This window comes from Xylanibacter oryzae DSM 17970 (assembly GCF_000585355.1).
GTDB lineage: Bacteria > Bacteroidota > Bacteroidia > Bacteroidales > Bacteroidaceae > Prevotella > Prevotella oryzae.
In genome coordinates this window covers 713,875-726,653 of record NZ_KK073873.1, presented here as the reverse complement: position 1 = coordinate 726,653, position 12,779 = coordinate 713,875, and the positions used below count along the sequence as shown (strand labels likewise).

8 protein-coding genes, 2 tRNA genes and 1 rRNA gene are annotated in these 12,779 nt (G+C 38.4%); 2 read left to right on the top strand and 9 right to left on the bottom strand.

Features of this window, described 5'->3' with window-relative positions; genetic code table 11:
• Positions 1-79: 79 nt before the first annotated feature.
• The 3 genes from XYLOR_RS02855 to XYLOR_RS02845 form a co-directional block, all read right to left on the bottom strand.
• Positions 80-153, bottom strand: a tRNA-Ala gene (locus tag XYLOR_RS02855).
• Between the two features lie 30 nt (positions 154-183).
• A tRNA-Ile gene (locus XYLOR_RS02850) sits at positions 184-257 on the bottom strand.
• Positions 258-437: 180 nt separating this feature from the next.
• Positions 438-1,966: ribosomal RNA gene (locus XYLOR_RS02845) — 16S ribosomal RNA — on the bottom strand.
• Positions 1,967-2,728: 762 nt separating this feature from the next.
• Here XYLOR_RS02845 and XYLOR_RS02840 point away from each other — a divergent pair.
• Positions 2,729-4,822: a VapE domain-containing protein gene (locus XYLOR_RS02840; RefSeq protein WP_169730546.1), complete on the top strand. Its 2,094-nt coding sequence runs from the start codon at positions 2,729-2,731 to the stop codon at positions 4,820-4,822.
• A gap of 276 nt (positions 4,823-5,098) precedes the next feature.
• Positions 5,099-5,527, top strand: coding sequence for an HU family DNA-binding protein (locus XYLOR_RS02835; protein ID WP_036876808.1), 429 nt, complete (start codon positions 5,099-5,101; stop codon positions 5,525-5,527).
• Between the two features lie 108 nt (positions 5,528-5,635).
• On the opposite strand, the gene XYLOR_RS02830 is transcribed toward XYLOR_RS02835, so the two are convergent.
• The 6 genes from XYLOR_RS02830 to XYLOR_RS02805 form a co-directional block, all read right to left on the bottom strand.
• Positions 5,636-6,406, bottom strand: coding sequence for an SGNH/GDSL hydrolase family protein (locus tag XYLOR_RS02830; protein WP_374057294.1), 771 nt, complete (start codon positions 6,404-6,406; stop codon positions 5,636-5,638).
• A 348-nt stretch (positions 6,407-6,754) separates the two neighbouring features.
• Complete coding sequence (locus XYLOR_RS02825) at positions 6,755-7,219, bottom strand: DNA-processing protein DprA (protein ID WP_154655647.1); 465 nt, start codon at positions 7,217-7,219, stop codon at positions 6,755-6,757.
• A 79-nt stretch (positions 7,220-7,298) separates the two neighbouring features.
• The gene (locus XYLOR_RS02820; protein ID WP_036876804.1) at positions 7,299-7,640 is read right to left on the bottom strand and encodes a hypothetical protein; all 342 of its coding nucleotides are present in this window, start codon (positions 7,638-7,640) and stop codon (positions 7,299-7,301) included.
• A gap of 100 nt (positions 7,641-7,740) precedes the next feature.
• Positions 7,741-8,853: a DUF2971 domain-containing protein gene (locus tag XYLOR_RS02815; protein WP_036876803.1), complete on the bottom strand. Its 1,113-nt coding sequence runs from the start codon at positions 8,851-8,853 to the stop codon at positions 7,741-7,743.
• Positions 8,854-8,858: 5 nt separating this feature from the next.
• Positions 8,859-9,488, bottom strand: a complete 630-nt coding sequence (locus XYLOR_RS02810) for a hypothetical protein (RefSeq protein ID WP_036876799.1) — start codon at positions 9,486-9,488, stop codon at positions 8,859-8,861.
• A 2-nt stretch (positions 9,489-9,490) separates the two neighbouring features.
• Positions 9,491-12,778 (bottom strand): Eco57I restriction-modification methylase domain-containing protein, encoded by a 3,288-nt coding sequence (locus XYLOR_RS02805; protein WP_036876797.1) that lies wholly within the window; start codon positions 12,776-12,778, stop codon positions 9,491-9,493.
• Between the last annotated feature and the right edge of the window lies 1 nt (position 12,779).

The following is a 12,779-nucleotide window of genomic DNA, read 5'->3' as shown; positions in this document are numbered from 1 at the left end:
TCTTACTTACAGTTTCATGTACCAATATGTCAAAGATCGTTTGGGAACTCTTTAAATCCTTGCGGACTGTTCCCGAGTGTGGAGAATAACGGATTCGAACCGTTGACCCCCTGCTTGCAAAGCAGGTGCTCTAGCCAGCTGAGCTAATCCCCCGTATGTTGTATATATACGTCCTGGGCCTTGTAGTCCCAGGCAGACTTGAACTGCCGACCTCCACATTATCAGTGTGGCGCTCTAACCAACTGAGCTATAGGACTCTATCCCGGTTTTATCGTTCAAGCCTTAGGGGCTTGTCCGCCCGGCTTCCTTTTCCTCTATATTTTATAAACAGTTCCGTGTACAAGAAGCTAAAAGGATAACTATATCCACTCGCCTCTTTATTCTTACTTTTATGGTGCCTCTCGTCTTGCATAACGTTGTATGAGAAACGTCTCCAGAAAGGAGGTGTTCCAGCCGCACCTTCCGGTACGGCTACCTTGTTACGACTTAGCCCCAATCACCGGTTTCACCCTAGGCCGACCCTTGCGGTCACGGACTTCAGGCGCCCCCGGCTTTCATGGCTTGACGGGCGGTGTGTACAAGGCCCGGGAACGTATTCACCGCGCCATGGCTGATGCGCGATTACTAGCGAATCCAGCTTCGTGGAGTCGGGTTTCAGACTCCAGTCCGAACTGAGGCGCGTTTTATAGATTCGACCGACGTTGCCGGCGGCCATCACTCTGTACGCGCCATTGTAACACGTGTGTCGCCCCGGACGTAAGGGCCGTGCTGATTTGACGTCATCCCCACCTTCCTCACACCTTACGGTGGCAGTATCCCCAGAGTGCCCAGCTTAACCTGATGGCAACTAAGGAAAGGGGTTGCGCTCGTTATGGCACTTAAGCCGACACCTCACGGCACGAGCTGACGACAACCATGCAGCACCTTCACAGACGCCCCGAAGGGCCTTGGCATCTCTGCCGCGTTCGTCTGCAATTCAAGCCCGGGTAAGGTTCCTCGCGTATCATCGAATTAAACCACATGTTCCTCCGCTTGTGCGGGCCCCCGTCAATTCCTTTGAGTTTCACCGTTGCCGGCGTACTCCCCAGGTGGGATGCTTAACGCTTTCGCTTGGCCGCTGACCACATGGGCCAACAGCGGGCATCCATCGTTTACCGTGCGGACTACCAGGGTATCTAATCCTGTTCGATACCCGCACTTTCGAGCTTCAGCGTCAGTTGCGCTCCGGTAAGCTGCCTTCGCAATTGGAGTTCTTTGTGATATCTAAGCATTTCACCGCTACACCACAAATTCCGCCTACCTCGTGCGTACTCAAGCCTGGCAGTTCGAACAGCAAGTCAGAGGTTGAGCCTCTGCATTTCACTGCCCGCTTACCAAGCGGCCTACGCTCCCTTTAAACCCAATAAATCCGGATAACGCCTGGACCTTCCGTATTACCGCGGCTGCTGGCACGGAATTAGCCGGTCCTTATTCTTCTGGTACCTGCAATAAGCCACACGTGGCTCACTTTATTCCCAGATAAAAGAGGTTTACAACCCATAGGGCAGTCTTCCCTCACGCTACTTGGCTGGTTCAGTCTTGCGACCATTGACCAATATTCCTCACTGCTGCCTCCCGTAGGAGTTTGGACCGTGTCTCAGTTCCAATGTGGGGGACCTTCCTCTCAGAACCCCTACTGATCGTCGGTTTGGTGGGCCGTTACCCCGCCAACTGCCTAATCAGACGCATCCCCATCTTTTACCGCTAAGCCTTTCGTCACGTTCTGATGTCGTCACGTGACCTCATACGGTATTACTCCCTCTTTCGAGGGGCTATCCCGTGGTAAAAGGCAGGTTGGATACGCGTTACTCACCCGTGCGCCGGTCGTCATCTGATCTAGCAAGCTAGATCAATGTTACCCCGCGACTTGCATGTGTTAAGCCTGTAGCTAGCGTTCATCCTGAGCCAGGATCAAACTCTCCATTGTAAAATATTGTTTCTACTTCTTGTCTCGGACATTACTGTCCTACACAATCCGTAAAGTTGTCTCTGTTTCAGAACGCTTCTCCGTAATTCAAGTCTAAAAGCACCTATTCATTATAAATGACGGTTCGTTTCTTTTTGTTACCCGAGTACCAATATATCAATACCAGCACTCGCTTCTTGTACTACTTCTCTGTCTATGTAAATCTTTTCAAAGAACTCTTTCTTTTTGCCTTCGTTTTAAAGCGAAAGCGGATGCAAAAGTAATGCAAATATTCTTTCCCTCCAAATATTTCTACGCTTTTTTTCTATTTTATCCTGAAATTTTCCAGTTATTTTACATATTTATGATATTAAGCATGTTTTTCGAGTAAATAAGACACAACGACTGTGTGATCAAAGAATATAATAGATAACAAAAAAGCAGTAGTAATACAAGAATCAACGCTAAAAAAGAAATATACTGAAGATAAACAATAAAGATTGAATTTTAATATATTATATATAAGGTGTAAAAAATCTATTTTTCCAGAGCTGCCATGGAAAATACCTCTGGCAAAAAAAACTTTTTCTAACCTCAACCTCACTAATTCTGCATAACGTATTCATTACCAAAGTATTATATACAGTGAGGTTTGTTTTTCAAACCTCACTACACTTTTTGCCAATCAACCATTACTTTTAGCTGATGTTTTTTATTTGGGCTATTTTTATTACCTTTGTAGACCCAAAACAAAAAAATTGGTATAATAGAAATTTATTAAATATGAAATTTACCTTAACGAGTATAAAGAATAATCGACGTACGTTGAAGTGTATAGAACAAGATGAGATAGTTAGGATGATTCGCAATATGGAACTGACTTATGAGGTCAACACGTTTCGCAATATGTCCCCCACTCTTTCTAATATTAAAATTATAAACAGCACACCTGTCTGCCTTGCTACAGAGGATAATTTACCGTCAGTGTATTTCTCTGCAGAATATTTTAATCTCAAAGGGCAGACAATGATAAGAAAAGCTAATCCTTTGTTTCTTATTGAAATCAGCCATCTGGTAGAATATAAAGAGGTAGCATATCTACGTAAACTTGCCGGGCAACTACCACAAACAAGAATGGCGTTTATAGGTGCCGACGGCAGATCTCTTGAGATTGTATGCGGGGCCAAAAGCGATAAGAACATTGAAGAGATGGAGCCTTCTGATGTAGAGAGACTGATCAAAAGAGCATACTCCATGGCTGTGAAATACTATCAAGCACAGTTGGGCACATCTGTAGATATGAATATTCCTACACTGGCATCGGGATGCAAGATGAGTGCCGACCCTGAAATTTACTACAACCCCGACAGCTTAGACTTTGCGGTCGTCAATATCGACGCTGAAGATGAAGAGATAAAAAAGATGGAGCTAACTAAGGATAGCGAACAGGTTCTACCGGGATTCGACCTTAGGCATACTCAGCGGATTCAGTATGAGAATTATCTATCACAAGCCATAGAGGCAAATCTTGATAAATCACCCGATGAGAGCACAGAAGGTATTATCCGCCGGCTCGCCTATTTGTGTCACGAGGACGGATTACCCAAGGAGATGTGCATATCCCGCACTCTCGGCAATCCGGCACTAGGGTCTGACGAAATGTATGTAAGGATGGTTTTCGATAACGCTTATCTCAAGGATATCGTGAAAGGAATGCCATTCAAGCATCTATCACCCGAAATGCTGCTCACCCTTAAAACAAAGGCTTTTATGGAAGATCGCTGGCAGATGAGACGCAATGTGCTCACAGGTGTAGTGGAATACCGTGTACGGGATGGTCAAGACCGTGCATTTGTGCCTCTTACCCAATATGCGATAAACTCAATGACTCAGGAGGCTTTGCTAGCCGGCCTGAAATCATGGGACAAGGACGTCAGAAGATATATCGACTCTGACATGATACCTGAATTTGATCCGATCAATGATTATCTGGAACGTCTGCCTGCATGGGACGGCGAAGATCGTATCGAGGAGCTTGCCCAAAGGGTGCCAACTGATAATAAGGACTGGGCACACAACTTTCATGTGTGGATGCTGTCTATGGTGGCTCATTGGATGGGCAAAGACTTGATACACGGTAATGCATACACACCTCTTCTTATAGGAGCACAGGGTTGTGGAAAATCATCATTCTGCCGTCGCATACTGCCACCGTCGCTCGACAGTTACTATTACGACCGTATTGACTTCAAGAACGAACAATCTGCCGACTTGGCTCTAACCCGTTTCGCACTTATCAATATAGATGAATTCGACCAATTGTCTACACGCAGGCAGGCTATTCTAAAGTATTTATTGCAGAAGTCGTCGGTTAAGACACGCCGTCCTTATGGCATGGCTATCGAGGAATTGCGCCGCTATGCCAGTTTTATAGGTACAACAAACAATCCATCACCGCTTAGCGACCCAACCGGAAGCAGACGTTTTATCTGTATAACAGTGGATGGCCTTATCGATTTCAAGTCGTCTATCGAGCACGACCAACTGTATGCGCAGGCAATAGCAGAGATAAACGCCGGCGCAAGATACTGGTTTGATGATAAGGAGACTGCCATCATCATGAAGCAGAACAAAGATTTCGAAATGGAGAACGGTCTGAGCACAATGGTCTCCACCTTTTTCAAGCCTACCAATGATGAAAGAAATGGTGAATGGCTTGGTATAGCAGAGGTTCTTCTAACTCTTAGGGGCAGGTTCAAGAATCTGAAAGATGATATCGGCACAATGCAGAAGTTGGGCAAACAACTCAAGGAGATGCACTTCGTTCAGCACCGCTCTACCGGTGGAAAAAGCAACTATCTTATTGAAAGAGTTTAGCTATCATATTGTGTAATTAAAGCTATGCTCTGAATAAGCAAAACAACTTGTTTTGTAAAGCCAATCAAGTTGTTTTGTCTAACAAATCAACTTGATTTGTTGATACAAACAGTCTATTTTTCAGAGCTGAGAGCAATTTCAAACCTCACTAAACCTCACTGGCAATAACATATTATGTATCAATACGTTACCAATAAAAAGTGAGGTTGAGGTTAAAAAAACTTTTTTATTTTTAGAGAGTGATTACATACATTTGTAAAACATAAAAAAACATATATGTCAGTAAAATACAGATTAATAAAGAGTAACATGAAGGGCAAGAGTAGCGGCCGCTATTATGCCAAAGCAGTAAGTCTAGGAGAGATTCACACCAGAGAGATATCTAAGAAATTAAATCATTCGGGAACTATTACCGAGGGAGATGTGTATGCCGTTATTACAGACCTGGTAAACCAGATGAAACTAGAGATGGCAAGCGGCTTAACAGTAGTACTAGATGGTTTTGGCCGTTTTAAGTTAGCTATCGACAGTGACACCGTTTCTTCGCCCGACGAATTTAATGCCGGTAAGCACATAAAAGGTTTGCGTTGCAAATTTATCGCCGAAGGCAAACATGCAGATGTAAGTACCAGTAGACTGAAGAAGGTTTTTACAGAAGGTGTAGATTGTACCCCGGCACCAATAAACGACATAAGAACTCATTAATAATGAGTTTTTATGTCGTTTAACTATATCTATTTTGTCATTACAATAGACTCCTTTTTGCAATACTAATTTCTAAACCTAATATGATTTTATCCACATTCTATTTAATCAAAAGAAATTATTACGTATTTCTTTTGCGATATATCTTCCCATAAGTTGCTGGCCCTCTGTTTCGGGATGTAATCCATCCCTTAAATATCGGCCATGGCCTTTAGACTGCTCAAATTTCTCAGTAATGCCGGAATTTGAATAACAATCTATCACTTGCACTGATAAAGCACGGCATATTTCCCGTAGAATTTCTATCTTTTTCAAATTTATCTTATTGTGTTCTACATCACCTGTTTGTATTGGTGTGCAAAGAAAAACGCGACATTTAGGGAAACGTTGCAAAATTGTCTGAATGGACCAACGAGCTCCACCTGCCATTGTCTTCACATCTACACTATCTAAGGTCTTCCCCTCCAAAGCTTCTGTGGCACTTCCCAAATTAGTATCATTGGTTCCCATCGAAAAGACGAAAACATCCGGTTCCGGATATGTTCCATTATCAACCTCTGAGATAAATTTCTGTATATGCACTTTAGACACATTATTATGACGTTTTTGCAGTTCCACTTTGTCTTCTGTAGGTTGCCATCCATTAGATATACCTGCAAAACCGGCACTCCCATAATCTTGAGTATCCGGATGACAAGCCCATGTAGCTGAACCTACCGCCACATTGTGATGAGTGGCAAATGCCAATAAATCTACAACCGTTTTAGACCATTGGTTACCGGCTGTTATGCTATTACCATCACATCCGAAATTCATTTTACTAAAATCCGCAAATTGCCTTATTTGTGCTTGAGCAAACAACCCCCCGATGCATAACATCGCAATTAAAAATATCTTTTTCATTTTATATTTAGGTTAATTCTTCTAAGAAACAAACACAATGTTACATGATATATTTCGTTCAGCACAAAGATAAACAATCAATCCAAACTTTCAAATATTTTGTTATTTTTATTCATTTCTATAACATCTTTATATTGAATAAGTTAATAGATATATGACATAATACTGTAAATAAAGAATCGTAATTGGCCCTATCTTGTAACCTTACTAAAAATAGAACAGAAAAGAACGAGCTATCATTTCACTTTAATAATTTCACATTTAAGGCTACTTATAAAGAATACTCTTTTATGATTTATGTAAAAGGACATTTTTTATATTAGTTCATAATAACTTTATTTGATTGTTTTTCTCCTTTTCATTCAGATAAATAGGATACAGCGAACTCTCTTCGTTCAGTGAACCAAATACAATGTTCTCTGCATGGTCTACAATATACCTATTACGAATTTCTGCCGTTGCTATCGAATTGCGAGGATTGTCTGAAAGTGATATGATAAGCACCTTACCCTTTTTGCAAGCCTCATCAAGTTCATCCGGTAGTTTCTTATACATTCTTCGGCCAAGAACCACGATGACAGGTATATCCTTTTTCAGCAGGAAGTGCAATACATCTCGTTCTATTTTCGACTGAAAGCCACTGATCACACAATCTGACTCTTTATCAAGCGATGTAGCCCAGTCATAACACTTCAGTATGCTTCCGCTATTTACCTTTCGTGAGCAGAAGAAAGCGGTTTTCTTTCTCTTGAGCAGTTCCTTGTTTCCTATTAGAGATAATTCTTCCATAAACACTATTATTTTTAAGTTCTTTCATATATAGTCTGTTAATTTTAAATTATACAATTTTGTCATAGTACTTTTACTCCTACCATAAACCACATAAAGCTTTACGAAACATTTCAAATTCCAGTTTCTTAGATTTGTATTTTCCATATCTATTTCCAAGATATCGGTTAAGTTCTTTTTCACTGCTAATTTCTTCATTCAAGTAATAACCTGAACCTTTTATAAGAGCTTTTATTATAGGACATTTAAATTCTTTTTCTAATAGCTTCAAATCTTGTAAAAAGACACAATCTGAATTCTCTATACGTTTAACTATTTCGATGAATTTATACTTGTAATCGTCTTTATTTGATAATTTTACAAAATGGTCTATTGTACTCATCATTGGATAATCATTGTTTATATTATAATATTCACTCATTGCTTACAATTATTTGATAAAAATAGAAAATATAGTAATTCCTAATGAAATAACAGATATTACTAGAACCCATAAACTTCTTTTGTTATTTTTAATCCTTCTATTTTAATAATATAGGCCTTATGTTAAAAACATTATCCGGATCGTTTTTCATGTCGTAATACTTTACTTTTTTACGACGAAGAGTATTCCTTATTGTTCTCTTATTCTTTTCTTCCATTTTAATCCCAAAATACACAGCTTCTACACATGATTCAGAATCTAATGGAACTCCATAAAAATGGCTAGAGACATCTGGATTATAGTAAATCAGTCTTACCTCATCTTCTTTTTCCCACACGTGGGATTTTGTTGCATAGGCAAGAGTTGTACCGATTTTAGTTAAATTCACAGATATATTATTCTGCTCATAGCTAATTTTTCTTAAGCATTGACTTATCAGTTTCTTATCGTTGAAGCTTTCAAAGAAAGATTTTGATAATCGATATCTCAGACATAGACCTTTATGAGAATCTGCATAATGCGACCACATTAATATCTTGCTAACGATGTTGTCATCAACGTCCATCGTTTCCAGATTGGCAACAAAACTGCGTATTTTGTAATAATCAAAAGATTCTTTGAATGGTTCTATATGTGTTTTTTCGGTACAAATATTCAGTAAATTCCTATTCCATTCAAAAACTAATGTATCAAAGGGGTCATTCATTTCTGAAGGATGACATACAGTTATTTCTTTATTTATTAGGTCAGCCAATGTATATTCATTAAATCTTCTGAAAGAATAAACAATAATGGACTTTTTATCAGAAAAACTTGATTTTGTTTTTAAATAAAACTGATATTTCTGATAGCATTCTAATGATTTTTTTTCTTCTCCTTTTCTTGCGAACAACTCACCAGCAAGGAAATAAAAATTAGATAATAATTTTTCATTATTTATATTATATATACATAATTTTTCCCCATTCATGAATTTTTCTAAAGCTGTATTTGGATCTTTCAATTCTATTTTGAATTTATTAATTTGATCTAGGGATTTATTAATTTCAACGAGAGCATGTTTATAATCCTTTTTAATATAATAAATATCAGCTTTAATATAATGAGACACCCAAGAATCTATATCTTTTATTTTTTCAAATAAACTTAATTTTGATTCATCTTGAACGTAGTCTTCTATTGCATTCTTAAAAATAGTTTCATTGTCCATAGTTACTAAATTATTCCAACTTTTAAATTTAGATTCAACGCATTTGATATTTCATCAAGTTGTTTCTTTTTCTGACCCGTTGATGAATGAGTTACAACTAGCCAGCCACCTTTTATTTCATGTTGGTTATAATAATCATCTTTTTGTTTTGAAATCAAAGGAAGTCCAAGCCATTTCATTCCTATATTTGCGACTTTTTCAACTCCAATGTTTTCTACTACTTCCAAGAATGTCTCGTAAGCAAAACGACGTTCTATTTTCTTACCATCGGGATACGTAACAGAAAGTCTTGTCTTTTGAGATTTCGAAGATGATGTTATTTTGCGACTTAGCTTTCTTTCAGATTGCTTTGGAACCAACGAATATTGTTTTGTATCGCTTTCGTCTGTAATAACACGCTTTCTAGTTAGGCGTACACTTAGTTCTTCATCAGGAATGTAATCAACAACTAAGACAATAGGTCTCTCTATTTTTGTAATAATCGGTTCAATACTTTCTGATAAACGAGGAATAATCTCATTTTTGATTAAATCTTCTTCGAGATTATTAACAGCTTCCAAGGTTTCTTCATTTAATGGCAATCCTAACTCCTTCAAGGTGTGGATTGACTTGTATAAATCTTCTAATTTACTCATTATTATTCCTCCTCATTATTTAATGCATCACCCATACGATACTTAATATCGTAATTAATTATATAGTCTAATTCTTCTTCTGTGAATCCGTAGTGCTGGGCTAATTTAATGTCTATATTATCTAATATATTTTTAGAAAGTCTTGGATAGAATTCTTGATATGTTATTTTTCCTGTTTTCTTTGAAGTTTTATCTTTAAATGAAGATTTTATTTTATAATCACTCATCAATTTTTCAGATAAAAATTTCAAGCTATCAATTATTTCATCATTTACCTTTATAATAGAAATTGGAAAATTATTTAAATCTGATGGATTTAAGTCACGGCTATTCGTTGTTAAAATAAAAAACCAATAGAAAAAAGAACTACTTAAAATTGCAATAGCTGCATTAAGTTTTGTATAGTTACTAAAGTATAAATGATTTTCACGGCTTGAAATAGAATTGGTTTCGTTTAAAATAAATTTAGGGGAAAAAGATGTGAAAATCTTCCAATATCTTCCGCCTCCAATTCTATAATATAAACAATAATCAGTTTGAGAATTAATAAAGCTCTCACCTAAAACCATTTTGTAATTAATCTTCTTTAATATGGTATTTTCTATATTGCAAGAGATTTTGGGCTCGATGTATGGACGTGGACATAAATCGACGAAATTATAATTGACATTTTTGAACAAAATATTACGTGATTCAGACTTCCACTTTGTGAATCCAGTATTAAATAATCCTTTGCCATTATTATATGCTATGAATATTGTTAATGCGACATCTGCACCTGTAAATAATTTACTAGGTCTTTCTGAATAATTGCTTAGCCAGACCTTCTTTGATAATAGAATATTTTGGACAATGGACATTCTTTGAGTACATGTCATACTAATAGGAACTATCATGCTGAAATATGCATTGTGTCCTATAATAGAATTACACCTTTCAATTATGAATCCATATAGGTTTCCACTAGATTCTGTTTTATAATTATTAATGCTGTACTGTTTTTTTACTTTACTGTATTCTACATACGGCGGATTACCAATAATAATATCAAACCCCTTATTCCCATTAATAATTTGATAGAATTCTGCTAGCCAGTTAAACGGTTGATAATCCTTTAACCATTTATCATAGTCGGCATCTGCATTGCCAATAGAAGCAAGGAATTGTTTATGATTCAGTGTGTCATTTAGTTCTTCCAATCTCTTTCTTAATTCAGATTTTGCCTGTTTGAAACTAACAATATCTTCATCTTGAATCAGTTGCAATTCTTTGAAATGCTCATAAGTCATAGCAACCTTTTCCATTCCTTCTTCAATTTTTGATTTGAATTCTTTATTAGCAAAAATATCTCCATAGGTAAGGTCTTTGTTCAGCTCTTCTTCAGTGGCATAACCAACAAGGGTATTACCACATCGAATGTTGAAATCAATATCTGGTAATGGATCTAGTCCCAGATTGTCTGCGTGTTTATCAACTTCGACCACAGCCACCATCTTCAAGAACAAGCGAAGTTTTGCAATTTCAGTGGCTTCGACCATAATGTCCACTCCATAAAGATTACGGAGAATGATGCTCTTATAGATGAAATACTGAATATTACTGCGATACTTATTTTCTATCTCACCGAGTTCATCAACGAATAGTTTGTCATTCTGCTCATGAAACTCCTGCATGCGGTCAATACATACTTCGTAAAGTGGTTCAAGTATGTTCATCGCTGCAAATAAAAAGGCTCCGGAACCACAAGTAGGATCGAGGATGGATACGTGTTGCAGGGCTGCATAGAAATGTTTTACGAATAGGTGGCCTTGCGTGTTTGCCAACAGATCATAGGCGAACTGGCGTATGTCGAGATTATAGGTTATAAAATCGTTGATCTGTGTTATTTCTCCACCGGTTATTTTGTGCAGTACGTCATCACATCGCTGTAGGCGTTCTATCGTTTCGCGCCATATCTCAGTGGGTAAGGCGAATTGTTCCGGTGTCTTTTCGTTCCAATGGCTGCGACGCTCTATCAGGTCAGGCTTCGTTGTGTCTATGCCGACAGCAATTTCTTCGGGTATCTTATCCATAAGTGGATAGCCTTTCTTTACAGCGTCATAGATGTACCTGTCTCCACTATCTCTTAGCGAAGTCCATACATAACCATTCGGTTTAAAGTCTTGCGGTGACTTCTTGGCTGTTTCATCCATAAGAAATGGAATAATGCAGTTCTTGCCGATATATTCGGTGATATCTTCTTTGGTATAGTAGGCTCCCATGGCGGCACGGTCATTGATATACTGCTCGAAGATGTAGCCCAGTACATCAGGGTTAATGTCTTTTCCGGAAGCCGTAATACGTGTATCAAGATGCCAGTGCCACTTATCGAAGAAATCAAACAGGCGTTCAAAGGCTTTATCATCAATGTCAAGATCGGCATATTGTTTCTCTAACTGGTGTTCATCGAACATGCCACCATTGAGATATGGTATACGACCGTAGATGTTTTCGAATTCATCAGAATGTTTAGGCGCATTTAGTCCACCATGAAACAGTTGGCAGAGGAAGCCTTTGTAGAATGAAGTGAAGAAAGTGCCTTCACCCTCTTGCTGCTGCACCTTTCTCAGCTTTCTGGGCAGATAGTCGGTATCACCATCAAGGAACCCTTTTTTCTGAATGAAATAACAGAACATCAGACGGTTGAGCATCACGGATGTGTACCATTGCTTGTCTTTCTTCATCTGGTCAGCATTGTTGCACTCGATGCCACTGATGAAATCGGCAAAGGCGTTGTGCTCTTTCTTGAAACCGGCATAAAAATCTTTGGTTATCTTTTCTGAATTTACATAGAACGCACGTTGTATGCGCTCTTTTACGTCAACAATGGTTGGTGTCTCTTCAAGTCCAAAACTCAAATCCTCGATTTTTGAAAACAGGAAATCTGCCTTGTCGGCTGTTTCATATTCGATTGTTACGAGGTCTCGTTTATCCACCTTCTTTATCGGTGCTACCCACTGGTGGTGTTCGCTGTCGGGGACAATATAGATGCAGATGTAATCGAAAGCACTACGGCGCAACTTTATATCGATCTTTTTGCAAATAGTGGCATTCGGTATATTTGCAACATGACATAGAATTATCTGAAAGCCATTCTTCTCTGCGATAATATTAAACCCATATTCAGTTTCATCAACGGTTATTGATGGTAATTGTGTCTGCCCTTTGGGATTGTTCCATCCCATCTCTGTGATAAACAACTCTTGGAAATTTGATTCCCTGATATATTGGTTGAATGACTTTCTATTCATG